Origin of the sequence: Xanthobacter sp. NM-59, from assembly GCF_021401125.1 — a bacterium.
GTDB lineage: Bacteria > Pseudomonadota > Alphaproteobacteria > Rhizobiales > Xanthobacteraceae > Xanthobacter.
This window is the reverse complement of the sequence record NZ_JACBFQ010000008.1, coordinates 114,761-140,405: the sequence shown is the minus strand read 5'-3', so window position 1 is coordinate 140,405 and position 25,645 is coordinate 114,761. Positions and strand designations below refer to the sequence as shown.

Below are 25,645 nucleotides of genomic sequence, written 5' to 3'. Positions count from 1 at the left end.
CCACACCTAAGCGATCTTGAGGATGCCGGAATCGAGCCAGTAGGTCCCGTCCGTATCCGGTGGCGAGGTATCGAGCTTCAGCTCCATGAGGGCGGTCACGGATCGGTCCTGGGCGTCGGTCGCCTCCTCGATCATGAATTCCTCGCGGGTGGCCTCGCTCTTCAGCAGGGCGAGGGCGGAGGCGTCGGGCTCCACCTCCGCCGGCTTGCGGGCGATGATCACCTGGATGGGCGGGGCGAGCTTGATCCTCTCGCTGGGGATCATGCGCAGCCGGTAGAGCGGGGCCGCCACCCAGTCTTCGCGCGCAAGCTGGCGGTAGCCGATGCGAAGGGGCGAGTGATAGGTGAAGGTGAAGCTTTCCTCGCCGCTGGGCTTTTCATCGAGCTCGATGTCGGAGAAGTAGATCTTCTCCGTTTTGATCATGCCATCGGTCTCCATCTCGCCGATGAAACGGGCGGTGGAGCGCATGACGATGCCGGAGGTGTAGAGCGTGAAGTTGACGAGCTGGCTCGAGGCCAGGGTCAGCAGCATGCCGCCCACCACCGCCGTGGTCTTGGGATCGCTGATGACGCTCTGGGCCGCGCGCCGGAATGGATACCAGTTGCCCACCCGGTAGTCGGCGATGGCCACCACCCGGTCCACCGTGACGGCGTGGTGGTTACGGAACAGCCGCACCAGGCCGGGCTGGCAGGAGGGGCGGCCGGTCAGCAGCACCACATCGGCTTCCAGCTTGTAGATGGCGTCGGCGATGTTCCGGAAGATGGTGTCGAAAGTGGCGCGGATGCAGTCGTCCAGCGCCTGGAAGTCGAGGGCGACTGGCACATCCGCGAGGCTGAAGCCCACTGCCCCGCGCCGGCGCACATCGGCTTCCAGATACGCCAGGATCGGGTTGCCGGGCTGAAGCAGCGGTTCCAGCGGCGGAAAGAAATCGGCGAAGCGCCGCGTTTCCGGCACCTGCGCGGGGCCCGCGGCATTTTCCGCGGCCTCCAGGATGGCAAGGGCCACCGGACGCAGCAGGCCCTGCACGAACTGCCGGCGCAAGTGCTTGTCCGCCTCCGACATGCCGGGGCTGTCGTCGGAGAAGCGGTCGCGCAGGAGGCTGCGGGCATAAGCCAGGCCGCAGGCCGTGAGCTGCACCTCGATGGCGGACATCACCAGCCGCTCGATGACCAGCCGCACCAGGTCGTCGCCGGCGCGCCGGAACCCCTCGCGGAAGTTCTGCACCGGGATGAGGGCGCGGTTGTCCACCTGGTGATAGGTCGTCACCATGACGTCCGTGGTGCCGCCGCCAATATCCACGCTGGCAATTCTAAGGCTTTTCTCGGGGCGTTCGGAGATCACCTTGCCGTCCTGGTCCAGCCGTGGCCGCTCCCGCCCCAGCACCTCGAACAGGCGCTGGATGTCGCCGCCGAGCTTCTGCGTGACCTCGCCATAGAGATAGACGAGGTGGACCGAGCTGGCCTCGTCCCAGAAGGTGTGCAGCACCGGCGGCTTGGGGGCGCCGGGTACCTCGGCGGTCCAGCCCATCAGCGACCACAGCAGCTTGATGGCCGCCTCCGTGCGCGAGCGGATGATGCGCTGCTCCTGCACGGGGGTGGCGGAAGGAATGGTCATCACGATGGAGCGCAGCCGGCGCGGCGTGTCCTTTTCCCGGTCCTTGCGGCGGGTGCCGGGATTGTTGATCATCATCAGCGCCTGGCTGATGATCTCCACCAGCATGAAGGTGAAGAAGGACGAGCGGGAAAAGCGCAGCATCTCCGCACTGTCGCGATCGGCGGCGCGCACGTTCAGGCCGTAGTTCTTCCGGTCGTCTTCCAGCTGGTCGAGAACATCTCCGCGATTGTTCACATAGCGGTAGATGGATCGTTCGATGAGGGGATGGATGTCCGGTCCGTGTCCCTCGGCATTGCGGAATTGCCAGCTCTGCGGCACCGGGTCCACATCCCACAGATAGCGCTTGGGGGAGGACAGGCCGGTGGTGGCCTCGGTGCCTTCCGACTGGCTGCGATAGCGTGCCGCCTCCGGGCCGAGCCGCACCAGGCTCGGCCAGAAGAAGGCGCGGCTGCGGCCGGAGCGCTTGGCGAAATCCTCGGCGCCGAACTCTGCGTGCACCAGCTCAACCTTGCTCTCAAACGGGTCGCGATAGGCGAGGATGGGGTTGCCGAGGTCGCGCAGCTCCAGCACCAGGGAGCGGTTGAGATCGACGCCCTGGTCGTTGGGAAAGCTCTGAATGAGCAGCCCGCAGGTGCGGCTGTTGCCGACGTCGAGCACCAGGTCCACGTCGATGGGCGCGACCCGTGGGTCGCGGCTCACCGTGTCCACCAGCGTCACCCGCGCGGGGCGTGTCACCTCGGCCAGATAGCCCAGGAAGGTCATGTAGGCGGCCACGTGCTCCAGCACGTGGGGAAAGTCGTCCGGCCGCAGGTCGCGGTGGGGAAACTGCCGCTGGCGGGCGTCGCGGAAGATCTCCTTCAGCCAGGCGACGAGCCAGGCCTGGCTGTCCACGGCCGGCGTGCCTGGCCCCTGCGGAAAGGTTTCGTTCTTGAGAAAGCCGGCGATGTCGCGCGGGCGGTGCACGAAACGGAAGGCCTCGCTCTGCACCGCGTCTGTGGGGCTGATGCCGAGATAGGGGCGGCCGGGTACCTCGTTCACCAAGGTGGTGTCGAAGGCGAACACGGCGCGGTGGCTGAACTCGGTGTCGCCATGGGTCTTGCGGGTTTCCACCACCCGCACCCGCACCCAGTCCACCGGCCCGTTGGCATAGGTCTCGTTGCCGAGCGCGTCCCGCCCCGGCTGGATCTTCAGGAACGGAACCGGCACCCATCGGTTGAGGAAAACCTCGATGGCGCGGGTCTTCGAGAGGGAATAGGCGTCGTCCCCATCGCGTTCGTCGATGGGCGGCTCCGCACTGGGCTGGAATTCGTTCCAGTTGGGCAGGAGCGTGGCTTCAATGGACCCATCGGCGGCCGGCGGCTGCGGCCGTTCGATGAAGGCGCGCGAGAATTGTCCCGAACCCTGGAGGTCGAAGCCATATTCGACAAACTGGATCCCGCTTTGCGGGATGAGGGTGAGGGCTTCGACCCCGTTCATCGTCCGGTTGAGCACAGTGTGGACCTCTTCATGGCCGTGTCAGCGGGCATGCTTCAGCTCCGTGACGGGCAGCAGTTGGTTGGGTTCCGTGAGCTGGCCTTCGATCTCGCGAATCTGCTCGCCCTCGCGCACCCTCAGGCGGAAGGGAACGGGCATGTTCGGCTCGCGCTTGCGGTAGAGCTTGACGTAGATCGGATAGGTTCCGGCCTCGCTCAGGCCGTTCTGGAAGGTGATGTTCTCCACCGGGCGGGTGGTCAGGTTGTCGGGCGTGTCGTTGCGGTCCACGTCGAGCGAGCCCCCGCAGTGCTGCCGCTCGCCGCGCGCGAAATGGATGAGCGGCCCCCTGGGGCACTTGATCATCAGGTCGAGATCGTCGGTCCCGTCCCAGATCAGGGTGACCTGAACCTGGCCGCGCCGGTCGATGCGCTGCTCGAAATCCTGGGAACGTGGAGCGGTAGGAGGCGAAGCGGCGGGCGCGGCGCAAGCCTGGCGGCGCGTTGCCACCTGCTCCCGCAGCACCGCCAGCTCGCGATCGAGGGAGAGGCGCGCGACCGGGCCGCCGCAGGCGCCGGCCGGGGAGAAGCCGAAGGCGAAGGTGCCGAACGGCGTGCGCAGGCCGCAGGCCGGAACCAGATAGCCGACGATCAGCCCGAACAGCACCAGCGCCGCCAGCAACAGCAGCAGCGAGGCGAGGAAGCCGCGACTCCAGAGCCCGGCGCCGGCCACCCGCGTGAAAATGGCGGTGCGGCTCGACGGCGGTGCGGCTGTCTGCGCGTCGGCGGCGTGGGGCGTCTCGTTCCGGGCCTGCGGCCGGGAGGAGTCCGCCGGCGGCGTCTGAGGTGTCTGCTCGGGTCGCGGGGAAGGCGCGTCCGCGGGGGTGTTCGGCCGCGGTGTCTGTGGCGCGGCGCCGGGCGCGGCCATGTGGAAGTCCGGGGGCACATCGCTTTCGTGCGCCTGGTGCCCCCACGCCACCAAAACGGGCTTCAGCTTCCCCGCGGTATCAAGTGCGAAGAGGTCCGCGGCGTCGGGATGGAGCGTGGCGTTGCGCAGGGCGATGGCGGCGGCGCTGCGGCCGCCGGGCTGACCCGCGATCTCGTCCGCCTTGGCGCGGATTTCCGCCAGCAGGCGCTCCGCCTCCGCCCCCACCGCCTGCGCCTGGTCCGGGGGCAGCGAGGACAGCGGCCGCGCGATGCCGTCTTCCTCCACATACCAGTCGATACCGCTGCCGTCGCGCAGCGGAACCGGGTCCGCGAACAGGGCGGCGTGCGCCGGCGTGAGATGGGCCTTCAGCAGGGATGCCAGCCGCGCGTGGGAGCGTTCGCCCTCAGACCCCACCGGCTGCATGCGGGCGAGGGGCGTCGAGACGATGAAGGTGCTCATTGCGGGCCGCTCCCTTGCTGCGCTCCGCCCCCATTGGCTGTTGCCGGCAGGGCCGGGGCGGGCGCGCAGGGCGTGGGCTCCACCTGTGGCTCGAAGCCGTTCTGCCGGAGGAAGGCGACGGCGTCGGTCGCGCTCAGGGCGTAATTGAGCCGGAGCGAGTTTTCCGCATCGGTGCGCACGAAGGTGTTGATGCCCACGATGCGCCCGCAGGAATCCACTAGCGGCCCGCCGCTATTGCCCTGTGAGATGGTGGCGGAATGGGCGATGAGGGTGGTGCCGGTGGCGCCGGCTTGCTTGGCGGTGATCTCGCCCCGGGTGAGGGCGAGCTGCAGATCCGAAATGCGTTCCGCATCGCCGTCGCGGAAGGCGGCGATGAAGCTCGGATCGCTGGAGATGACGAATGAGGGGAAGCCCGCGGCCACCACGCCGTCGAGCCGCTCGGCGGCGGTGCTGAAGGCCACCGCGGGCGCTTCCACCGGCCGCGACAGCTCCAGCAGGGCAAAATCCTGGGTGGAGATGTCGGAAGAGGCGGAACGCGCCACCACCCGGGCGGGGACGATGGCGGCCAGATGCTGGTTGGTGGCCATCACCTGGCCGGAAATGCCCTCCACCACATGGAAATTGGTGAGCACGTGACGCGGTCCCAAAAGGATGCCGCTGCCCATGGCGACACCGTCGGCGGTGTTGCCGATGAGGAAAACCGTGCTCTGGTCCAGCCGCTGCACCAGCGACGTGCCCGGCGGCACCGGGCTCGCGGGCGGCTGCGGTGCGGCGCCGGCGGGGACGGGATTCGGATGGTTCGGAGTGTCCGCCACGCCGGAGCGCGGTCCGCTCCGCTCCGTGCGCGGGGCCGCGGGTGCCGCTGGCGCGGGCGCGCCGTTGGCGGCCGGGGCGCGCTGCTCGGGAGGGATTGCGGAGCCGGCGCGGGGCGCGGGGGCGGGCGTGTCGGCACGCGGGGGTGTGAGGGGCGGCGTGCCCGTCTGCGGCGTCGACGGTGCGATCTCGCCCGCCAGGCCGGACGGCACGTCCTGGATGGCGCAGACATCGCCCCTGAGGGCGCCATGGAGCCGCCGGATCTCATCGGTGAGGCCGGCCTCCGCGGCAGGTTGAGCTTGCCCCGCCGTCAGGCTTCCCGCGACGGGATAGATGAGATTGCCCGGCCATAGAATGTACGCCAGGAAAAGCGCCAGGAAGATCACGAAGGCCAGCATCGGGGCGAGGGGACCCGACCACCAGCGCGGGCGTTCGTCGACGGCGACGACCACCGGCTCCCTGAAAGCGCCAGCCGCCTCGCACGCAGTCGCGCCAAGGGGGGCCTGCGCGACACGCAAGGTTTCCTGTGGTGAGGAAGGCTGGGCCTCCATGGCGACGGCGGCTGGGGGCGTGCCGTCGAGCTGGTCGGCGGTTGGGGGCGCGGCTTCCGGCGCACGGGTTTCGAGGAAACCGGGTGGCAGCAAGGGGGCCAGCGCCGCCCCGGCCTCGCCCCCGCTCAGATGACCCCAGCGGGTGAGGGCCACATCCTCGCCATTGAAGAAAATATCATTCTCGTCCGGCACGTTGAGCGCCAGCCGCAGCAGCGCCAGGATGGCCGGGTCGGGGACGTCCGCGAGGGCTTGAAGGCGTTCGGCCAGCATCTGGCGCGCGCCGGCGCGCTCGTGTTCGGAAAGTTCGCCGAACGGGCGGAACGCGCCGCCGCGATCGGTGTACCAGGTCACCAGGGTGAGGTTGCGCGCGGCGCTGAACCGGACTTCCGGAATGGCGAAGAAACCCGCCAGCTCACCGCCGCGATAGTCGCCCAGATAGTCGAACAGGCGGCCGAACTGCGCCAGAACCGCCTGCCCGTCGCAATGCGCGACCTCCTGCGGCCCGAACGCGGTGGAGGCCAGAACGGAGATCTGACCGCTCGCCTTCACCATGACGCACCCGTTCGCGGGTGCGCGCCGCGCGCCGCCCCGGCGCTCCGGAACGCGTGCCGACGGGCCGCCCCGGTGCTCCATGCCCACACGCACGGCGCGGCGATGCGCCGGTCGCCCGACCTTGATGCCTTCCTGTCGCTCACCGGTGCCCCCGCGATCCTGCCTGAATGCCCCACGCGTTTCCGCCTCGATCCGCCCACCCGTCTCCGCGATCCGGCGCGCCGAATGTCGTCATGAGATTGCGGGGGACCATGGCCTCAGGGCCCTGATCCGGCGGCGCGGTCCCCAGGGCCGTGCTGCGTCCATGGCCGCAGCGTCAGAAGCGAATGTCGTTGACGGCCGAGGCCGCATTGGCGGCTGGCGGCTGCAACGGGCGTCCAGAGAACAGGGCCAGCGAGATCTGGTCCACCCGCTCGCCAGTCGGCACGCTGATGGCGGCGAAGGTGTCGCAGACGCTGGCAAGCGCCAGGGTCTGCTCGCCGGGGCCGCCATTGGCGGCGTCCCGCGTGAAGGAGCCCATGCCGGCGCGCACGACGGGCAGCGCCTGCTGGCGGCAGGCTTCGCCGGACGCGAGCAGGGTGTCTGGCGCGTCCACCAGCGCGGCGTAGCGCTCGCGCATGCGGTTGACGACGCCGCCGCGCTCGGCTGCGATCTTCAGGCGCACGGTGCGCATCACCAGATAGGCGGAGGCCTCCGGTGCGCCGGAGAGGGCCACCAGCACGGTGTCGGACATGGTGTCCGTGGCCATGCTGCACGACACGGTGGAGCCCTGCTCGCGGCAGTCACTGAAGCCGGCCTGCGCCAGCTTCGCCTGGATGTCGCTCCGGCTGTCCAGCGGGCGGATGCCGAACACGTCGAGGTCGGGCATGACGCGCTCAGGCGTTCCGAAGGAGACACGCCCGGGGACGGAAGCCGCCGTGGTCGACGCCGAGAGCAGCGGTGCGGATGGTGAATCCTGAGCGGGTGGAAGCGGCGCGGCCTGCTGCACCGGCAGCGGGGTCGCGCTGGTCGTCACTTTCAGCGTCTCATATTGCTCGGTGGTCATCTCCCCGGTCTGGGGGTGGCCGAGGCTCATCTGAAACGCGCGGATGGCGGCGCGGGTCTGGCTGCCGGCAACGCCGTCGGGCGTTCCGGCGTCGAACTCCAGGGTGTTGAGGCGGGCCTGGATATCGGCCACCCGCTCACGCTCCGTGGCCGCGCGCTGGCGCGCCGCCTGGTCCTCGGCCGAGGGCTGCTGGCGGCGCGGTGCGCTGGCCGGCGCGCGCTGGCGCGCTGGCGCCTGATACTGTGGCTGCGGCGGGTGAGCGAGCCCGTGCAGCACCGCGCCGCCGATGATGCCCGCGCCGATGCCAAGCAGAACGTCCCGCGATCCCGCCTCGGCGGAGTTTGCCACCATCATGGTGGAGAGGAGGATTGCCACCCCCGAAAAGCCACGCCGCCCCATGTTCCTGCACACCCGATCATGGCCGATACCCGTAATGATTGTGCAATGGTGAATACGCGCGATCAAGTTGTTTATTTTTCGTTACGTCGCCGCGCGAGCCCCCTGAGAGGCCGCCAAGAGGCAACCGCTGGCGCCCGCGGCCCGTGCCTGCGCTCCGGCCATGGCGCCTCTCGCGCGCATGCCGCCAAGCGCACCGGATAATTTTATCGATGTTGATCAGGTCTCCCCGGCAATCTGGCGCGGGGGAAGCGCGATTCCGCCACAATTATATTTCTGAAGTGGCGAGCTCATCGAGTTTCATTGATGCGATTGCTGCTGGTCGAAGACAACAGGCACTTGAATCTTCTGGTCGCCGGCGCGCTGCGCGGGGCGGGTTTTACCGTCGACGCCGTGAGTAATGTTTCCGATGGGGAAGCTGCGATAGCGGTCGCGACCTACGATGCGGTGGTGCTGGATCTCGGCCTTCCGGACCGCGATGGCATGGAACTGCTGGAGATCGCCCGGCAGCGCGGCGTGTCGACGCCCATTCTGCTTTTGACGGCGCGCGACGATGCGTCCTCGGTTGTGGCCGGCCTGAATGGCGGCGCAGATGACTATCTGCGCAAGCCGTTTGACATGGATGAGCTGATCGCGCGGGTGCGAGCCCTGCTGCGGCGGCCGCGCGCCGCGGTCAGCCCGGTGCTGCACGAAGGCAATGTGGAGCTGGACGCGGCGGCGCGGCGCGTCCGCATTGGCAGCAGCGTGCTCGACTTGAGCCGCCGCGAAACCGCCGCCCTGGAACTGCTGATGCGGCGGGCGGGCACCGTCATTTCAAAGCCGGCGCTGGAGGACACGCTGTATGGGTTCGGCGAGGAAGTGAGCTCCAACGCCATCGAGGTGCTTATTCATCGTCTGCGCCGCAAGCTCGCCAGCATCGGCGCCGACGTTGAGATCCACACCCTGCGGGGCATCGGCTATCTGCTGGCGGGGCGGCAGGCGTGAGGCGCGTTTTCCGCGGCCTGTTCGGGCGTCTGATGCTGGGCATGATCGCGGTCAGCGTGCTGGCGGTCTGCATCACCGCCGTCTTCCTTTACATCCGCTTCGACGCCATCAACACGCGCTTTCGCGAGGGCACGCTGCACAGCTTCGCCGTGAGCATCGCCAAGGACGTGCACATGGCGGGAGGCGAGGCGGTGGCTACGATCCGCCAGTCCACGACCCGGCGGATGAACCAGGAAGGGGGCCACTTCATCGTCCTCGGCCCCAGTGGCGCACGCCTCGCCGGCTCCGCCGACACCCGTGAGGCGCTCATGCCGGTGGAGGACGTGGAGGAGCATTATTTCGAGCTGCCCAGGGGCAATTCGCCGGAAACGCTCTATGGCGTCTCGCTGCGGCTCGATGGCTTTTCGCCGCCGGCTTATGTGCAGGTGGCCTTTCCCAGCAGCGATGTGGTGTTCGATTCAGTGCTGGAGGAGTTCCTGCAGGACATCGCCTGGCTCTGGATTCCGTTCATGCTGCTGATGCTCGGCACCAATCTCCTGGTGGCTCGCCTCGCGCTGCGCCCCCTGGAGCAGACCGTCACCGAGGCCGAGGCGATCCAGCCGGGCGGGGTTTCCGTCGCTCTGAGCGAAAAGGGGCTGCCCGACGATGTGCTGGCTTTGGTGCGGGCGGTGAACCTGGCACTGGAGCGCCTGCGCGAGGGCTATCGCGCCCAGGAGGAGTTTTCCGGCGACATGGCGCATGAGCTGCGCACGCCGCTGGCGGTCATGAAGGCGCAGCTCGCGGTGGTGGATGCGCCCTATGCGCGGGTGCTCGAACGCGAGCTGGCGGGCATGGAACGGCTGGTGGAACAGCTTCTGGACCGGGTGCGCCTCGGCCGCTTCCGCATCGAGCCCGGCGATGAGGTGGACCTCCGGGAGGTGACGCGGGAGGCGGCCGCCTTCCTGGCGCCGCGGGTGATCGCGCGGGGGCGGCACATCGAGGTTCTCGCCGGCGCTGAGCCGGTGATCGTGCCCGGCGGCCGCGACGATCTGTTCCGGGCCGTCCGCAACCTTGCGGAAAACGCGCTGGAGCATGCCCCCGAAAACAGTCTCATCACCTTGGAGGTCACCCCGCGACCGGCCATCAGGGTGATCGATCGCGGGCCCGGCTTTCCCTGCCCGCTGCTGGATGCCGAGGGGCGGCGGCGCCGGCTGGTGCGCAGCGATCGGCGCGAGGGGGTGGGGCTGGGCCTCGCCATCGTCGAGCGCACCATGCAGGTGCACGGCGGCCGCCTGGAGCTCACCAACCCCGCGACCGGCGGCGCCTGCGCGGAGATGATCTTCACCGCCCTTGCGCCGGGCCATGGGGCGTGAGGCGCCTCAATCTTCCGTCCGCCGCGCGATCGCGACCAGCCCCTTCATGCCGAACGGCAGCGCGAGCGGCCGCACACTGACGGCCGATGGCGGAAAGCCGTTCACCAGCAGGCGACGCAGGTCGTCTTCATCATATGTCACATGGGTTTGCGGTCCGGCGAAGGGCCAGCGGGCCATGGTGGCGCGATCGGTGACATACAGAACCGCACGCCCGCCCGGCCTCAGCACGCGGGCGATCTCGCTGACCGCCCGGCCGGCCGGGTCGAAGAAGTAGGCGACATTGACGGCAAGCACCCGGTCGAAGCTCCCATCCGCCCAGGGCAGGTGGCGGAAGTCACCGGCCGCGAGGGACACCCGTCCACCGGCAATGGCCTCGGCATTGCGGGCGCGGGCGAGCTCCAGCATGGCCTGCGAGCCTTCCAGGCCCGCCACATGGCCGCGCGTCACCCGCCGGGCCAGCTCCGCGAGCCCGGCCCCGGGGCCGAAGCCGATCTCCAGCACCCGGTGGTCCGGATAGGGCCCGAGCGCGGCGATGGCGTGGCGGTACGGCCGGGCATTGATGCGGGCCATGAGGCGGCCCGTGAGCGCGCCCCACGGGCCTTCCGGATGGGCGAGCTGGGCGCCGAGCCGGTGCCACAGGCTCCGGTCCGGATCGAGCGCCGCCGTCGGCGCCGCCGGGGCGCCGGGTTCGGGACGGGTCATAGCTTGGCCTTGATGGTGTCGAGCTTCTCGCGGATCACGAGGCGGCGGTTTTCATCCCACAGCGGCCGATCCGGATGGGTGGGGATGGCAAGGGCATGGGTGAAGGCTTCGCGCGCCTTCGCGTATTCGCCCTGGCTCAGCAGGAAGTCGCCGTAGAAGTACCAGGCGTCCAGGCCGTTGGGGGCGGCCGCAGTGGCCTGCTCCAGCAGGTGGCGGGCCTTCGCCTTGTCGCCGAACGCCACCGGGAAGCTGGGCACGCGATAATAGAGCACGCCGAGGCTGGTGGGGGCGCCGGCCTCCAGGGCGTCCGGGTTCATCTTGTAGGCCTTCTCCAGCGTGTCGCGGGCGCGCGTCGCCAGCGACAAAGCGGAAATGGGATTGACCATGGACGCCCGCTCGCTGGTCACGACGCCATCCCAGATGAGCGCCTCCACCCGGTCCGGATACTTGGCGGCGAGGGCGTCGGCCTCGGTGCCGAGGGCGTTCATCTGCTCGGTCTGCTTGTCGCCCTCGGGCACGGTGAACTTGATGGTTTCCCATTTGATCTGGAGCTGCTTCACCTGGGCGCCCAGGGCATCGTCCGCCCGGGCGGCGGTGGTCCAGGCGGCCGGGGCGGCCAGCAGCATAAGGGCGGTGAGGCCGGCGTGAAGCCGGGTGTGCGAAGAGGTTCGCATGGATCTTGTCCTTGGAATGAAGTGGGGGAGGATGTCCGGGCGGCCGTCTCAGGCGGCGGCGGTGCGGGACAGGGCGCGGTCGATGAGTTTGGGGGCGAGGCGCTGGACCAGCACGAACAGGCGTTCGGCGCCCGGCGGATAGGCTTCGTCCCGCTCCCGTTCCACCGCACGCCAGATGCCGGCGGCGACCCGCTCCGGCGCGTCGAGGGTCATGCCCGTGGCAGCGATGAGCCCGTCGAAGGCGGAGGCGGCATCGGTGCGGGTGGCGCGCGGCGCCGCATAGGTGACGCCGATGCCGAGCCCCTTCCATTCCCGCCGCAGGGCGCTGGAAAAGCCCCGCAGCGCGAACTTTGAGGCGGAATAGGCGGCAAAGCCGGGATAGGCGATGTCGCCGAACATGGAGCCCACATTCACCACCCGTGCCGGCCGCGCGGCGGCGAGCAGGGGCGCTAGTTCCCGCGTCAGGGCGATGGGCGCGGTCACATTGGTGTGGAACAGCGTGTCCAGCGCCGCATCGCCCACCTGCTCCACGGGGCCGCCCTCCACCACGCCGGCATTGTTCACCAGCACGTCGAGGCCGCCCCATTCAGCATCAAGGCTCGCGGCGATGCGGGCGCGATCGGCGGCGCAGGTGATGTCGGCGGGGATCAGGAGCGGCGGCGTCGCGCCCGGCAGGGCGGCGGCGGTGTCCCGCAGCGCGGCGGGCCGGCGGCCGCACAGGGCCACGTCCATTCCGCGCCGGGCCGCTTCCTCCGCCAGGGCCCGGCCGATGCCCGAGCCGCCGCCGGTGATGAGGACGCGCTTGCCTTCAAGCCGCATGGCTCAGCTCCACGCCGGCGCCGAGATCGCGGAAGATGTCGCCGTAGAGGCGATAGAACATCTTCGAGTGATCGATGATGATGTCTTCGATGACCGGATCGTTGAAGCTGTCCACCAGGGTGCGGAAGAAGGCGACATGCTCCTGGTCGAGGCTGCCGTGGGTGGTGAGGTAGGAAAAGCCGCCTTGCCCGCCGGCGCCGAACTGGCGCTGGAGAATATCCGCCAGCCGGTCGGCAAGGCGCACCGACATGCCTTCGAGGACATGGACGGAACCCAGCATGGCATAGGGGCTCACATGCTCGATGGCGTGATAGGCGAAGGCGACCATGATGCGGCAGGCCGGCCCCGGCGGGCCGTTGCGCACCGCCTGCGCATCGCCCCCCATGGCGGTGATGTCGTCGAGGATCCAGGCTTCGTGCCCGCGCTCCTCCTCCATGTATTCCAGCAGGGCTGCCTGGTAGCGCCCGTCGGTGGTGCGGGCGGCGGCGAGTGCCAGCAGGGGGAAGGTGTGCTTCACATGGTGGTAGGCCTCGGTCAGGAAGGCGACGTAAAGGTCGCGCGGCCCGCCGGAGGTAAGCGCCTGCTGCACCAGGGGAATGGAGAGGAAGCGCTCACGCTCGGGCGCGGTTGCCTCAAGAAGACGGTCGTGGAAGCTCATGGTTCGACACAGCTCTCGGCAGGGGTGGGAGAGGAAGAGGCGGCCCCCGCGCGCTGAAGCAGCGCGCGGGCGATGGCGCGGCGGATGCGGCCGTTATCGGTGAGGAGCCCGCATGCGCGCGCCTCGGAGAGGTCCAGCACCGCGACGCGCACGGGGCGGGCATAAGCGGGCAGGGCCGCGCAGCTTTCGGCAAGGCGCGCCACCCGGCCATGGGGCGGGGCCGCGGCGAACCAGCCGGCGGCGGCCGGGGTGGGGACGATAAGGGCCGCAAGCTGGCCCTCCGCCTCGCCCACCGCGCAGGCGGCGATGCCGGGGTCGTCGAGGATGGCGGTTTCCACCCATTCGGGGCTGACGTTGCGCCCGTTGGCGGTGACGATGAGATTATCCTTGCGGCCGTGCACCATGAGATTGCCGTGCGCGTCGAAGGCGCCCAGGTCGCCGGTGGCCCAGGGGTGCGCCGCATCGCCGCCGCCCAGATAGCCATCGGTGACGGAGGGACCCTCCACCAGGATCTCGCCATCACGCACCGTGACGGTGAGGCCGGGCAGGGGCGTGCCCACGGTGCCCGCCGCGCGCCGGCCGGGCCGGTTCACGGCGACCACCGAACAGCATTCGGAAAGGCCGTAGCCTTCATGGACGGGAATGCCGAGCCGCCAGGCCGCATCCGCCAGGCGCGGCGGCACCGGCGCGCCTCCGGCGGCCACGAAGCGCAGGCTGTCCGGAGCCCGGGCGCCGGTGGCCAGGAGTTCCCCCGCCCATACCCGCAGCAGCTCGGGCACCACCACGCTGGTGGTGGGGCGGTGGGCGGCGAAGGCGGTGGCGATGCCGCGCGGGGCGCCCCGCGCCACCCGGTCGGACAGGGCGGTGTCGAAGTGGGTGCGCCCGCCCACCAGGGCCGGCACGAAGACCGCGCACAGGTTCTCCAGCAGCAGCGACAGCGGCAGCACCGAAAGATAGGAGTCCGCTTCCCGCGCGCCGATGGCGGTGGCGAGGGCCGCCGCCTCCCAGCCGAGCTGGCCGCTCTCGTGCCGCACGCCCTTCGGCCGGCCGCTGCTGCCGGACGTATAGATGACCGCGCCGAAGCCCTCGCGGAACACCGGCTCGTCCCCCTCGTCGCCGGTGATGGCGACGGTGCGTGCCGGAAGCCCGGCGGGCGCCCCATCCCCGCTCGTCAGCACCAGCTCGATGCCCGCATCGCGGATCACATGGTCGAGCTGCTGCGGGCTGAAGAAGGGCGGCAGCGGCACCGCGATGCGTCCGGCGGCGACGCAGGCGAGCTGGGCTACCGCCCATTCCCGCCCATTGGGCAGCAGCAGGCCGACCACGCGCGCCCCATCGGGCAGGTTCGCGGCGAGCCTGGCGGCATTGGCCAGGAGGCAGGAGCGCGTGAGCGTGCCCCGCTCATCGGAAAAGGCGATCTTGTGCGGATCGCGACGGGCGAGCCCCGTCACTGCCTCAAGGAAGGAGCGCATGGGACACCGCCGGCTGCGAGGGCCCCGTGGCCAGGGAGAAGGACGCGCGCGCCACGCGGGCGCCGCAGACACCGAACACCTTGGGTTCGGTCTCGTAATAGCGGCCCCAGGCCTCGGCGCCGGGGATGCGCGCGGGGTCCGCGTCGGCGAGCTGAATGGGGGCGAGGTGCCGGCGCTGCACCAGCAAAGCGAGCCGCCGGGTGAGCGTGAAGAAGCACCATGACAGGCCGTTGCTGGCGCCGAAGGCGATGATGTCGTCGATGAAGGTGGAGAGCTCGCGCGGGGAGCGGCTCGCCAGGGTCGTCACCTCGAACACGTCCTCGCGGTGGACCCGCTGGCCGGCGGCGCGGGAAAGCGCGGCTTCCACCGGCTCGTCCAGGTAGCGCTCGGAGAAGAAGCCGTCGCCGGGCAGCCTCAGGCCGGCGGCGCAGTGGATCTCGCCATCCGCCCCGGTGCAACAGAGGAGCTGGCGGGCGAAGCGCGCGATGCGCGCGTCATATTGGCGGCCATAAATGTTCTGAATGAAGGCTTCCACGTCGACGCGGTCGGCGTCGTCGGGCTCCGCGATGTGCACGAATCTCATTTCCGCTCGTCCTGCCGTGAGGAACGAGCGGACCTTGCAAAGCTGAGCTTACAGGCCGCTTACGGGCACACGGTGCGCGCGGGGAGATTGTTGGGCCACTTTGTGGCACCGCTCCCGGTTGTCGGCCGGCACGGCTATGCAGCCCGCCGCGTCCATGCGAAAGGGTCGCTCCGCTCGGAGCGGCGCCGGACACCCGGTTTGGGCGCGATCAGATGAAGGGGCGGGCGAGGGCGCGCGGCTCTCGCGGTCACAGACGGGGGATGGGATGGTGCCAGCGGTGGGCCGGAGCGGCGCTGTGAGAGGGCTGCTGGTCCTGCTGGGCCTTCTCTGGCTGTGCGGGCTGTGCGCCGCCGCCGAAGGACCCGCCCCGCTGGTGTTGAGCGATGCGCAATCCACCTTCTCCCTGGAAGGCCATCTGGCGGCGTTCCACGATGTGGGCGGCGAGATGGACCTTGCGGCGGTGGAAGCCGCGGCCACCGCCGGTGCCTTCGAGCCGGTCGCCGGCGCCTTCAATCCAGGCGTCGACAATGCTGGCGCCTGGTGGCTGCGGTTCGAGCTGCGCGCCACCGGGCAGGGGGGCGGGCAAAGGGGCGGGGCGTGGTGGCTCGCGGTGGATGCCCATCCGCTGACGGGGGAGGTGGATGCGCTGGTGCCGGTGGCCGGAGCGGATGGGCGGACGGCCCATGCGTGGCGCATGTCTGGCACCGACCGGCCGGTGGCGGCACGTGACCTGCCGGTGTCGCTGTTCGTGTTCCGCATGGATCTGCCGACCGATGAAGGCCAGGTGGTCTATGTGCGTCTCGCCGGCAGCCGCACCATTCGGGCGCAGGTGCAGGTGTCGCGCCTGCCGGAGCTGGTCGGCGGTATCGTATCCGTCACCACGGTGCTGTCGGCGCTGCTGGGGGCGGCCGCGCTGCTGGCCGTGGCGGCGGCGGTGGTGGGCGCGTGGCTGCGGGAGCGCACGCTGGTGCTGCTCGGCGTCAGCACCGGCCTGATGACGGGGCTGCAGGTGGTCATCAACGGCCTTGCCCTGCAGCTTCTGTCCGGCTTTTCGCCGACCGTCGTCTATACCCTGCACGGGGCGCTGCTGTATCTCACCGCCTGTTCCATGATCGTCACCATCATGGCCATCTTCCGCGGCTTCAGGCAGATGCCGTGGACGCGGCGCTTCATGCAGGGGTTCCTGGCCTTCTGCCTGGTGGGGCTGGTTCTGGCGCCGTTCGGGCAGCACGCGCAATTGCTGCCGGTGCTGCTGGTGCTCTCGCTTGTGTTCTGCGCGCTGACGATCCTCGCCTCCTACCGCCGGATGCGCGCGGGGGAGACGGCGGGCCTTTGGTATTTCATCGGCTTTTCCGTCTACAATGTGGGGCTCATGGCCTATGCGGGCCGGGTGCTGGGCCTGTTGCCCCTGACGGCGCTGAGCGCCTGGGTGTTCCCGGCCTTGGTGCTGGGGCAGATCCTCGCCATCTTCATCGGCATCGCCGTCGCCATGCAGGGCAGCCAGAAAACCCGCAGGGAGCTGGAGCACCGCCTGCTCGTGACCTCGCAGCAGAACGAGAAGGTGCTGGAAGCGGCGGTGGACGCACGCACCCTGGCCCTGCGCGAAGAGAATGCCGCCCGCAAGGAGGCGGAGCGGGCGCTGCGCCAAGCCCTGCGCGAGCAGCGCAACCTGGTGTCCATGGTGAGCCACGAATTCCGAACGCCGCTCGCCACCATCGGCGCGGCGGTCCATGTGATCCGCGAGGGGGAAAGCCCGCTCGGCGGAATGCAGGCGCGTGAGCTGGGCAAGATCGGCCGGGCCGCCACCCGCCTGGGCGGCCTCATCGACACCTTCCTGGCGGAGGAGTGGTTCGACCGGGCCGCGCTGCAGCTCAATGTGCGCCGGGTGGACCTCCGGGCCCTGCTGGCGGAGGTGGCGGCCGATGCGCGGACCGAGGATGAGCGCACCATCGCCGTCAGTGGCCCCCGCGACCTGCCGGCGCTGGTCGATCCCCTGTTGCTGCGGCTGGCGGTGGGCAATCTCGTGAGCAATGCGCTGAAATACAGTTCCGGGCGGGTGGAGATCGGGTACCGCGCGGGCGGGGGAGCCATCGAGATCCGTGTTGCCGATGAGGGGCAGGGGGTGGATCCGGCGGAGCGCGAGGCGATCTTCGAGCGCTATTATCGCTCGGCCTCCCATGCCGCCTTGCCGGGCGCGGGGCTGGGGCTGTTCATCGTCCGCCAGGTCGCGACCCTGCATGGCGGCAGCGCGCGGGTGGAGGACGGCGCGCCGGGCAGCGCCTTCGTCATCACCCTTCCGGAACGCCCTGACGCGCCATCCCCCGGCTAGGGCCGGATGCCGGTTCGGGTAAGGAAAACGCGTCCGCTCGATCGGTTGGCGCATTCCCCCGTCGCCTGGAATGGGGAATGGTCGGGAGCCGGTTCCGGGGCTACTGACCGGGGGGGCAGGCGTGGCGCCGGGACAAAGGAGTGGACCACATCCGATGACAGCGGCAGACGCGAAGAGAAGCCTGGAGGATCCGAGGGCCGCGATCCGCGTGATCGTGGTGGAGGACGATGCGGACCTCTGCGAGAGCCTCGCCGCCTATCTGCGGCTGGCGGGCATGGAGGTGCGGGCCACGGGCAGCGCCGGCGGTCTTGAGCGGGCGCTCGAGGCGGCGCCGGCCGATGTGGTGGTGCTGGACATCAACCTGCCCGGGGAAACCGGCTTTGCCGCCCTTGAGCGGCTGCATCTGAACCGCCGCGCCGGCATCGTCATGCTCACCGGCCGCTCGGCGCGCCAGGACCGGCTCACGGGCCTCTCGCTGGGGGCCGACCACTATCTGGTGAAGCCGTTCGACATGACCGAGCTGGCGCTCGTCATCCGCAACCTCCACGCCCGGCTGGAGCGCCTGGAGCGCCCGACGAGCTGGTCCTTCGATCCCGAGCGCTGGGCGCTGACCAGCCCAGCCGGCCGCATGGTGACCCTGAGCCCCCTCGAATGCAGCCTGATCCGTCGGCTGATGGCCTCGCCCGGCTGCCCGGTCAGCCGCGACGACCTCGCCGCCGCGGTGCAGGACACCCAGGAGGGGCCAACGGTGCGCGCCGCCCACCTGGAAGTTCTGATCTTCCGCCTCCGGCGCAAAGTGGAGAAGGGGTGCGGCTGCGACCTGCCGATCCAATCCGTGCGCGGCTATGGCTATGTCTTCATGCACGACGCCCCGTGCGACCCATCGGTGCGCCCCGGCGGATGAAGCCTTGCCGCCGGAGCCGCGATCTCCCGGCCGCTATACCTGCGGTGGAACACTGCGCGTGGGTCGCATATCGATATATGTAATTTTATGTAATTACACTTCATTTCGACAATGGAATCGCATATCGATTCCGGAATAACGGGCGATAACCCGCCAATATCTCCGATTGTCCCAGCAGATAGGCTGCATTAAGTCGCTGAAGATTCGCGCATTCCCTAAATGTAATTGACACGGCTCCTCTCGGTTGCCCTATTGAAGCCGCAAGGGCACCCGCTTGGGCGCGGCTCTGGGGGCGAAGACTGTCAGGGCAGTCGGGGTCTGCCGTCTGGCGGTTGCCCTTGCATGGTTCGTTCGGCCTTGGGGAGCGGATCGGGGGGCGTCCTGCGGCGCCGGACGGGGAGAGCCCGAAGCTCCACCGGAGCTTGGGGTGCGCGGTCGTCTTTGCTTCGATCCACGGTCTTCAGGAGCATCTCGATCCTGCGGAGCGCCCTGCGGCGTTTCCACATGGCCGAGCGGGTTCATGCCAGGGGGGAGGCTTGACCTGATGATGGTCCGGGAGACGAAGAGCGTGGTTGCGGGCGGGGACGATTTCCACGCGCCCGTGGAGACAGGCTGCAAGACGGAAGCGAACGTCGCGACCGATCGAAACGGCAAGCGTGCGCGGCATGTGGCGCGCCTCGCCACCACGCTGATGTTCCAGTCCACGGCGCTGGCCACCAGCCTCGTCGGCCTGCCGGTGCTGCTGCCGACCTATTCGCGGGCCTATGGCCAGGCGAGTTGCAGCCCTTCCGTGGCGACCATCACCACCAATTATGATGCCTCCACCAAGAGCATCACATGCACCATCCCCTCAGGGGCGGTGACGCAATCGCAATACGCCTATGCCGGCGTCTACACCTGGTACGATAATTCCAGCCCGCACATCAGCCAGCCGGGTCTGTCGATCAACATCATCAACTCCGCGACCATCGACGTCAGCTCGGGCACGCCGACGGTCAACATGATTGATCCGACGGCCACCGGCCTGCCGCGCATGGCCAGCACCCAGTTCAACGGGGTTGCCGTCTATTCCCGCGGCAACGACACCACCGGTTCCGGCAAGAACGTTTCGGGCGGCGACGGGGGCACCCTCGTCATCACCAATTACGGCGCCATCACCAACGCTCCGGGTGCCGGCATCCAGGCCTATTCCCTGGGCGGCACCGGCTCCACCGCCAGCTCGGCGGGCACGGGGGGAGCAGGCGGGTCCATCGTGATCTCGTCGTTCGCCCCGGTCAGCGCGGAATCGTTCGGTATCGTCGCCATATCGCGGGGCGGCCATGGCGGCGCGGCGAGCCTGACCACCGAAAGTTCGGCCTCGGGCGGCAATAGCGGCACGGTGCAGATCGTCGTCACCGGTTCTGTCGCGTCTAGCGAAAGGGGCGCCGGCGTCCTCGCCGCCTCGTATGGCGGTGATGGCGGGCGCACGGGAAATTACGGCGGCGGCGGCAATGCCGACGGGGTGCAGGTGATGGTGGGCACGCGGGAGACATGGTTCTCCGGCTCGATCGCCACCAATGCACCCAACAGCCTTGGGGGAAATCTCTCGGCGCGGTCCATCAGCACCGGCGCGGCCATCTCCGCCGTTGCCTATGGCGGCGACGCCTATCGCGATGATGGCGGCAATGCAGGCCAGGTCGCGGTGACCCTCTATGGCACTTCCACCGCCCAGCTTGTCACCGCCGGGAAAAACTCGGCGGGCATCTATGCCCTGAGCTATGGCGGGCGCGGCAACGGCGAGGACAACAAGGGCGGCAGCAGCGACGGTGTGACGGTGACGACCGTCGGAAGCGGGCAGATCACCACACAGGGCGCCTATTCCTCGGGCATCGTGGCTGTCTCCTTGGGCGGGCTTGGCCAGAGCAAGCAGACCAGCGCCGATAAGAACACCGCGATAGGCGGGCAGGCAGGCGCGGTCTCCGTGACCAACGTCATGTCCATCTCCACCTCGGGAACCCAGTCGTCGGGCATCTTCGCCCTCTCGGCGGGGGCCGGTGGCGGGCTCTACAACAACAGCTCCAGCGGCAGCTTTACCTGGGGCGACCAGAACGCCAATTCCGATGCGGGCGCCGACGTCACCGTGACCAATCATGGCGTCATCCGCACCTATGGCGTGGATTCCCACGGCATCCTGGCCCAATCCGTCGGCGGCGGTGGCGGCGCGCTCAGCTCCAGCGGCGCCATCGCCCTCAATGCCAATGGCACCGTTGAGACGAACAATTACGGCCAGTCCAGCACCCAGCAGGGCGTGGGCGGGCAGAGCGCCAACATCTATGGCGGCACCGTCACAGTCACCAACACCGCGGCCATCTCCACTTTCGGCGGCTATGCGGCGGGCACCGTCACCAACAATCTCGCCTGGGCCGGCGCGTCTCGTTATGCGGACGTGGGCGGCAGCATCGCCATTCTCGCCCAGTCCATCGGCGGCGGTGGCGGCACCAATATGGGTGTGGGCGCCTCCGGCCTGTTCGGCGGCGGCGGCTCCGCGGGCGCGGGCAGCCCCGGCGGCACCGTCTATGTGAGCAATTCGGGAGCGCTGACCACCCTGGGTTCGGAAGCCCACGGCATCGTCGCCCAGTCCATCGGCGGCGGCGGCGGCGCGGGGCGCAACAAGCACGGCCTGTTCTTCGCCGTGGGCGGCAATGGCGGCCCCGGTGGCGCCGGCGGTGAGGCGACGGTGGTCAATTCGGGCACCGTGGTCGTCAGCGGGGATTATGCCTCGGGCGTCATCGTCCAGTCGGTGGGCGGCGGCGGCGGCGCGGGCGGCAAGGCCACCACCTGGGGCGGCGCGCTCTCGGTGGCGAAGGGCGGCTCCGGCGGTAGCGGTGGCGAAGGCGGAATCGCCTATGCCCATCTGACGGCCGACAGCGCCATCACCACCCGGGGCACCAATGGCAGCGCCGTGCTGGTGCAGTCCATCGGCGGCGGTGGCGGCACGGGCGGCGCCGCCAAGGCCACTTCGGCCAGCATCGGCATCGGCATCTCCCTCGCCTTCGGCGGGACCGGTGGCGGTGGCGGCGCGGGTGGCGGAGCCAAAGCCGTCAATGCCGGTGCCATCACCACCTATGGCGCGGATGCGGCGGCCATTACGGTGCAGTCCATCGGCGGCGGTGGTGGCGCCGGCGGCACCGCCACCGCCAAGTCGCTGGTGGCGGGCGTTCCCATCGATGAATCGGGCAATACCCTCTCGGTGGCGCTCAGCTTCTCCCATGGCGGCACGGGCGGTGATGGCGGCAATGGCGCCATGGCCACGGCCAGCAACGTGGCAGGCGGGACCATCACCACCCATGCCGACGGCTCGGTGGGCATGCTGGTCCAGACCATTGGCGGCGGCGGCGGCGCGGGCGGCGATTCCTACGCCAATGCGTCGGCGGGCGTGTTGCAGAAGATGGTGAACTACGCCACCGGAGCGTCCGACCCGGAAAGCTTTGATTTCTCGGTGAATGTCACGCTGGGCGGTGGCGGCGGCAGCGGTGGTTCGGGCGCCAGCGCCAGCGCCTATAACAACGGCTCCATCGTCACATCGGGCCTGTTTTCCGACGGCATCATGCTGCAGTCCATCGGCGGCGGCGGCGGCAATGCCACCACCGGCAACGGCAAGAGCACGGCGGCGGACGGCAAGGTTTCGGCTTCGCTCTCCATTGGCCTTGGCGCCCTGGGTGGCGGCGGCGGCACCGGCGGTGATGTCTATGCCGGCAATGGCACCACCGGCACCATCGCCACGTCCGGCAACAATTCACGCGGCATGCTGGTTCAGTCCATCGGTGGCGGTGGCGGTACGGCCGGCGGGGGTGGCGGCACCGCGGCGGGCACCGTGGGCGTGAGCATCGGCCTTGGCGCAAAAGGCTCGGATGGCGGCTCGGGCGGCCGCCTCCAGGTTTGGAATGCCGGGTCCATCGTCACGTCCGGCGACTGGTCGGACGGCATCCTGGCCCAGTCGGTGGGCGGCGGCGGCGGCATGGCGGGGGCGGGGGATTCCTCCATCACCGTTCCCACCCCCAGCACCATCACCAATTACCTGCCCTCCGGCGACACGGCGGCGCAGACCTCCGAGCTTGCGATCACGGCGGGCGAGAGCGGTGGCGATGGCGGCAATGGCGGCGAGGTGATCGTCGGCCGCACCGCGCGGGCCTATTCGGGCGCGGCCGGCAGCAATGTCGTCGTGTCCGGGAGCATCGCGACCGCCGGCATCCTGTCCAACGGCATCACGGCCCAGTCCATCGGCGGCGGCGGCGGCGCGGCGGCGGTCTCCACCGGCTCCTCGGCGGGCGGTTCGTCGGGGCCGTTCTATGCCGGGCTTTCGCTGGGCGCCTCGGGCGGTTCCGGGGGTGGTGGCGGGATTGTCGAGGTCTATGCCGGCAACATCACCACCGCCGGCTTCGGCTCCAGCGGCGTGGTGGCCCAGTCCATCGGCGGCGGCGGTGGCACCGGCGCGGTGTCGGGCTTTGCCGTGCCCTCCATCAAGCTCAATATCGGCGGCAGCTCCACCCAGGCGTCCACCGGCATCGGCGGGGATGTCACCGTCTCCACCCTTGCCGGCACGATGATCCAGACGGCGGGTGACGATGCCTTCGGCGTGGTGGCCCAGTCCATCGGCGGCGGCGGCGGTTTCGCGGCCATCGCCCAGGGCAATGCCTCCGCGGCCAGCGGGGCCGGCTATGAGAAGGCGCTGAAGGCGACGCTGGGCGGCATCACCACCAATAGCGGCAGCACCGGCGACGCCGGTACCGTGACCGTCGATGTGCAGGGCGCCATCCAAACGTCTGGCGCGCGGGCGAGCGGCGTTCTGGCGCAATCCATCGGCGGCGGTGGCGGCGCGCTCAGCGTGCCTTCGGCGCTCATCGACGAAGTGGTGTTCCAGCATGCCGACGGGCAGGCGGGCGCGGCCTATGCCGTGGGCGTCTCCCTCGGCGAGGGCGCCGGCATCGTCACCAGCGGCGACGGCGCCTTCGGCATCCTGGCCCAGTCCATCGGCGGCGGCGGTGGCATCATTGCCGACACCTCACAGGCCATCGTCGCCAATGCGGGGAGCAGCACGGCGTTCACCTATGCGTCCGGCCAGGCGGCGGCGGGGGGCGATCCCTCCGTGTCGGTCGCGCTCGCGTCGGGCAGCCGCATCGTCACCACGGGCAGCAATGCCCACGGCATCTTCGCCCAGGCCTTCTCGGGCGGCGGCGGCCTGATCCAGGCGGCCAACGGCACCACCTATGCCGGCCCCCTCAACCGCAATGGCGGCAGCACCGGCACCATCGACGTCACCGTGGGCGGGACCATCGCGGTTTCCGGCGAAGGGTCGTGGGGTATCTGGGCCCAGAGCGGCCTCGGCACCAGCTATGTCACGGTGCAGGATGGCGGCCATGTGCTCGCCCTCGGCGAGAGCGCGGGCGGCATCTACAGCGCTTCCGCGACCGGCATCGTGAAGGTGGAGGCGGGCGGCTCCCTCTCGGTGGAGGCGGCCGATGCCTATGCGGTCCGGTCCGGAGGGCTGGCGGAAACCGTCACCGTCGCCAATTTCGGCCGAATTCGCGGCAATATCGATCTTGCGGCGAGCGGTGCCACCGAGGTGAAGAATGCCGGCGCCGCGACGGTCGTCACCGGCAGCGTCGCCAATGTGGGGGTGTTCAACAATTACGGCAGCATTGATGTCGGCGGCGTCGGGCACATCACCACGACCACCTTCTCCAATGACCTTGCGGGCCTCGCGACTCCGGTCACCACCGCGGCGGAATCCAAGGCCAGCTGCGCCAGCTGGGGCTGCCAGACCCTGACCTATTACAGCGGTGTGACGCCGCAGACCTGGAGCTCTCCCCCCACCGGCAGCAATGGCGGTGTCATCGCCCATGTGGACGTGGACATGGCGAAGGGGCGCTCGGACCAGTTCATCGTGAATGGCAACCTCTCGGGCGCCTTCGCCGTGACGCTGGCTCCGACCTCCCTGCTGCCGGGACACACGGTCGACCTGTTCCAGGTGAAGGGCAGCAACGATGCCACCGTCACCGTGCTGCCGACCCTCCTCTACCACTTCACCACGCCCACCTTGCAGTCGAATGGCTGGTATGGCTTCTCGGTCGCCAGCGCCAACTTCACGCCAGCCGGCTGGAGCACCTCCAGCACCAATGCCACCAAGGCGGCAGAGGGCCTCAACTCGGCCTGGGTGGCATCCGCCAATGGCGGGGCGGGCCTGACCTCCGCCACCGAGATCGACCTCGGCGCGGTGTTCGGCCTGTTCTATGCGGCGACGCCCGCCAGTTATGAAACCCTGCTGTCCAAGCTCTATTCGGCCACCTCCCTGGTGCCGTTGGCGACGGCGTCTGAAAATGCCGTGTCGGTGGCCTCCAGCGTGCTGAGCTGCCCGGACTTCGTGCCTGGCTCAGCGTTGCTGGAGGAGGGAAGCTGCGTGTGGGGTCGCGCCCTTGGCGGCACCATGGACCGCAGCTCCACCGCCAGCATGTCCGGCTTCTCCGGCTCGGGCGCGGGGCTGCAGACGGGCGCGCAGAAGGAGTTTGCCGATGACTGGTTCCTGGGCGGAACCATCGGCTATCTCGCTAACTGGTACGAGGGCGACAGCCGGGCGGAAACCCTGAACACCACCACCGCCTTCGGCGCCATCGCGCTCAAGCATCAGATCGGGCCGTGGCTGTTCGCCCTCGCGGGTGGCGGCGGCTACAGCTGGGGCGAATCCACGCGCACCATCGCGGCCGGCTCCCTGTTCGCGCAGGCGGAAGGCACGCCGGATTCAGGCTTCGCCTTCGGCCGCTTCCGCGCCAGCTACCAGTTCCTGTTCGGCGACAGCTTCTATGCCAAGCCGATCGTGGATCTGGACGTGATCGGTGTGAGCCAGCGGGCCTATACCGAGACCGGGGCCGGCGCCCTCAACCTGATGGTGGACAGCGCCAGCTCCGTCGTCTTCGGGGTCACTCCCGCCATCGAGTTCGGCGCCCGCGCGGAGCTTGCCCCGGGGCTGGTCGTGCGGCCCTATCTCGACCTGGGCGTGAGCTTCTTCTCGAGCGGCGAGTGGACCTCAAGGGCGCGCTTTGCCGGAACGCCGGGCATGATGCCCTTCGAGACCACCTATCCCATCGCCGACACGGTGGGCCGGATGCTCGCGGGCGTCGACCTCTATGGCGCCAACGGCTTGGAAATGAAGGTGCAGTACGGCGCCAACATTGCCGACGACTACTTCAGCCAGAGCGGCTCCCTGCGCCTTGGCTACAAGTTCTAGGGGCGTTTTCCTCACGCGCTCTGGTCTCCAGCTCGCGTGACGACACTCCAGAAAACCGCTTCAGGAAACCGCACGACGCG

The 25,645-nt window shown here is 69.4% G+C and carries 15 protein-coding genes; 5 read left to right on the top strand and 10 right to left on the bottom strand.

Going from position 1 to position 25,645, the window contains the following annotated elements; genetic code table 11:
- Positions 1-6 precede the first annotated feature (6 nt).
- From L0966_RS15090 to L0966_RS15075, 4 genes are all read right to left on the bottom strand, one after another.
- The gene (locus L0966_RS15090; protein WP_234052780.1) at positions 7-3,105 is read right to left on the bottom strand and encodes a virulence factor SrfB; all 3,099 of its coding nucleotides are present in this window, start codon (positions 3,103-3,105) and stop codon (positions 7-9) included.
- A gap of 24 nt (positions 3,106-3,129) precedes the next feature.
- Entirely contained in the window at positions 3,130-4,470 is a 1,341-nt protein-coding gene (locus tag L0966_RS15085) for a hypothetical protein (protein ID WP_234052779.1), read from the bottom strand.
- Positions 4,467-6,386, bottom strand: coding sequence for a serine protease (locus L0966_RS15080; RefSeq protein WP_234052778.1), 1,920 nt, complete (start codon positions 6,384-6,386; stop codon positions 4,467-4,469). The genes L0966_RS15085 and L0966_RS15080 overlap by 4 nt, the downstream gene beginning before the upstream one ends.
- Before the next feature lie 316 nt (positions 6,387-6,702).
- Positions 6,703-7,806, bottom strand: coding sequence for a peptidoglycan-binding domain-containing protein (locus L0966_RS15075; protein WP_234052777.1), 1,104 nt, complete (start codon positions 7,804-7,806; stop codon positions 6,703-6,705).
- A 327-nt stretch (positions 7,807-8,133) separates the two neighbouring features.
- On the opposite strand from L0966_RS15075, the gene L0966_RS15070 reads away from it, so the two are divergent.
- Together L0966_RS15070 and L0966_RS22560 are read left to right on the top strand one after the other, a co-directional pair.
- Complete coding sequence (locus L0966_RS15070; RefSeq protein WP_234052776.1) at positions 8,134-8,811, top strand: response regulator transcription factor; 678 nt, start codon at positions 8,134-8,136, stop codon at positions 8,809-8,811.
- Positions 8,808-10,163 (top strand): HAMP domain-containing sensor histidine kinase, encoded by a 1,356-nt coding sequence (locus L0966_RS22560; RefSeq protein ID WP_234052775.1) that lies wholly within the window; start codon positions 8,808-8,810, stop codon positions 10,161-10,163. The genes L0966_RS15070 and L0966_RS22560 overlap by 4 nt, the downstream gene beginning before the upstream one ends.
- A gap of 6 nt (positions 10,164-10,169) precedes the next feature.
- On the opposite strand, the gene L0966_RS15060 is transcribed toward L0966_RS22560, so the two are convergent.
- Genes L0966_RS15060 through L0966_RS15035 form a run of 6 tightly spaced genes read right to left on the bottom strand, consistent with a single transcriptional unit; the run spans position 10,170 to position 15,071 of the window.
- A complete protein-coding gene (locus L0966_RS15060; RefSeq protein ID WP_234052774.1) occupies positions 10,170-10,865 on the bottom strand; it encodes a class I SAM-dependent methyltransferase in 696 nt (231 codons plus the stop codon).
- The gene (locus L0966_RS15055) at positions 10,862-11,539 is read right to left on the bottom strand and encodes a tetratricopeptide repeat protein (RefSeq protein WP_234052773.1); all 678 of its coding nucleotides are present in this window, start codon (positions 11,537-11,539) and stop codon (positions 10,862-10,864) included. The genes L0966_RS15060 and L0966_RS15055 overlap by 4 nt, the downstream gene beginning before the upstream one ends.
- Positions 11,540-11,587: 48 nt before the next feature.
- Positions 11,588-12,358: an SDR family NAD(P)-dependent oxidoreductase gene (locus tag L0966_RS15050; protein WP_234052772.1), complete on the bottom strand. Its 771-nt coding sequence runs from the start codon at positions 12,356-12,358 to the stop codon at positions 11,588-11,590.
- Positions 12,348-13,016 (bottom strand): TenA family transcriptional regulator, encoded by a 669-nt coding sequence (locus tag L0966_RS15045; protein ID WP_234052771.1) that lies wholly within the window; start codon positions 13,014-13,016, stop codon positions 12,348-12,350. The genes L0966_RS15050 and L0966_RS15045 overlap by 11 nt, the downstream gene beginning before the upstream one ends.
- A complete protein-coding gene (locus L0966_RS15040; RefSeq protein ID WP_234052770.1) occupies positions 13,013-14,488 on the bottom strand; it encodes an AMP-binding protein in 1,476 nt (491 codons plus the stop codon). Before L0966_RS15040 ends, L0966_RS15045 begins: the two co-directional genes overlap by 4 nt.
- Complete coding sequence (locus L0966_RS15035; protein WP_234052769.1) at positions 14,472-15,071, bottom strand: thermostable hemolysin; 600 nt, start codon at positions 15,069-15,071, stop codon at positions 14,472-14,474. Before L0966_RS15035 ends, L0966_RS15040 begins: the two co-directional genes overlap by 17 nt.
- Before the next feature lie 295 nt (positions 15,072-15,366).
- Here L0966_RS15035 and L0966_RS15030 point away from each other — a divergent pair, with 295 nt between their 5' ends.
- From L0966_RS15030 to L0966_RS15020, 3 genes are all read left to right on the top strand, one after another.
- Positions 15,367-17,400 carry a sensor histidine kinase gene (locus L0966_RS15030; protein ID WP_234052768.1) on the top strand — a complete coding sequence of 678 codons (2,034 nt, stop codon included), beginning with the start codon at positions 15,367-15,369 and terminating at the stop codon, positions 17,398-17,400.
- Between the two features lie 154 nt (positions 17,401-17,554).
- Complete coding sequence (locus tag L0966_RS15025; RefSeq protein WP_234052767.1) at positions 17,555-18,304, top strand: response regulator transcription factor; 750 nt, start codon at positions 17,555-17,557, stop codon at positions 18,302-18,304.
- Positions 18,305-18,848: 544 nt separating this feature from the next.
- Complete coding sequence (locus tag L0966_RS15020) at positions 18,849-25,565, top strand: autotransporter outer membrane beta-barrel domain-containing protein (protein WP_234052766.1); 6,717 nt, start codon at positions 18,849-18,851, stop codon at positions 25,563-25,565.
- The last annotated feature ends 80 nt before the right edge of the window (positions 25,566-25,645 follow it).